Below are 2,032 nucleotides of genomic sequence, written 5' to 3'. Positions count from 1 at the left end.
AAGATAAAAACAAGATCAAGTCGTTGTTATTTTTGAAGTGAACAAGAATAGTTTTTATTATGAAAAACAAAAAGATAAAATACTTTGATGAAAATTAACCGATCTCTTGAATGAGCATAGTTCAAAAGCAGAACAACTCAGAGAATTATCTCCAGTTGCTAACTCTAAAGTATTTGGTTGGTATATAATATTCTTGTGAAGCGCGTTACTAGATAACGGCGTAAAAAAAGGAGATCTTCTCCTTTTTTTATTTCCCTTGATTTTTCGGTTATATTATTATAAATTTAATGCCATTATTTAATGCGTTTTAATCAATAATATCCTTTAAGGCTCTAGAGTTATTGGTTATTATTTTAATGCTCAAATCAGTATTTATCAAGTGTAGGAGAAAGAATGTTGATTGTTGCCCCTATATTAGACTCTTTTTTTAATTGCTTGTTCATCTTTAATTAATGATGTGGACAAACTCTTTACTTTCTATAATTCTAAAGGCAACAACAATAATTTCTTTGCAAGCTTTATTTCAAAAATGAACTCTTTTATTTATTCTATATTAAATCAAGTAACTTCAATAGTTTCCATTACATTATCTCGAATGGCAACTACAACAAGTGATTAAGAGTATAATTTTTATATGAAAAATAAAAAGATGCGAAGTAGACATTATGGTGCGTTTCCTTATATAACGAAAGATATAGTTGATTCTATGGTTAATAAAAGTTATAACGAAAAAGGCTCTGTTTATGTTGTTAGTAAAGAAAAAAATGGAAAAGAATTATTGAAAAATAATATTTTAAGTGAAATAAATAATAGGGAGATTGAATGGAATACTGCTGATGTAATTTTAGATTTTAAAAAATATAAAATTACTGACTATGTGGAACAAATTAGTTCTAGAAAATTTATTCTTAAAAACGAAAATAAATTTTATATTGATATTAACAAAAATAATATAGATAAAGAGAAAAGAAATTCAAGGGTAACAATATCTTCTTTGGCAATTTCACTTTTTACCTCTCTACTCTCAGTAATATTTATCATATTCAATAAATCATATAATGTTGTTTCCTATAGTGCAACATATTTAATTGCAGCGTTAACAATCATCTTTTTTATTTTACTTTTATCAGGTATTGCTGTTTGAGTAAATGTCAGAAAAGATAAGGGAAAGAAAGTTACTGGAAAGATAATTATATTAGCTCATTGTCCTAGCGGAATAGAATTTAATGATATTGAAATACTTGAGCAACATTTTTCTAATGATAAAAATTTATTATTGGTTTTCTTTTTAAGTGAATACCCTGAAAATATTGTTGAAAAATCCTTTTTATACAATTTGGATGATGAGAAAGCTTTGCATCCTGAAAAAGATAAACAATCTTATTTAAATATACTTAAAAGAGAGTTGAAGTTTATAAATCCAAATAAAACAAATTTAAAGGAAAATGTTTTAAAACACTTTGTGGGATATAGTGGAACTAATTTAAAATTTGAAATGGAAAAATATTTTTGAAAACTGGCTTTGCAAGAAAGTCTTAGCTCTAAAGAAAGAACTTACCCAATTAATAAATTAAATTATCCAATCCATAAATTAAAGTCATTAATTTGATTTATAAATAAACTTGAACAAATTGAACAACAATACTCAAAAAGATTTGATGATGGATGAAAAAAAGCAGAATTTGAATTAATGATTGAAGAATCATTGCTTGAAGTTAATTTATGAAAAGAAGAAGTTATTAAATTTTATTGCAAATCAAAAATCAAGAATAAAACAAATGATTTTATTGCTTGAGAAATTATTGCTACAGAATCTTGGATTAAAGGAACAGATATGAATTCAAGCGCTTATTCAGATTTTTTAGCTAATATACACAAGATTAGCATCTTAAATAAAAGTGAAGAAAATAAGGATTTATTTAAATTTGGAAGATGCGCCATCGTTGATAATATCGGAGAATTTATTAAAATAATAATGAAAAAAGATATTTTTAATTTTGAGGAAAAGTATAGACAAATTTGATTGATCATT

At 24.9% G+C, this 2,032-nt stretch carries 1 protein-coding gene; it reads left to right on the top strand.

The genetic code is table 4. From position 1 onward, the window contains the following. Window positions 1-634: 634 nt before the first annotated feature. Window positions 635-2,032 (top strand): hypothetical protein (locus C4B24_RS04645; protein ID WP_131599612.1); only part of this gene is annotated, 1,398 nt, incomplete at its 3' end.

The organism is Mycoplasma marinum (assembly GCF_004335975.1).
Taxonomy (GTDB): Bacteria; Bacillota_I; Bacilli_A; order Mycoplasmatales; family Metamycoplasmataceae; genus Mycoplasma_K; species Mycoplasma_K marinum.
This window is presented reverse-complemented; position numbering and strand designations above follow the sequence as displayed.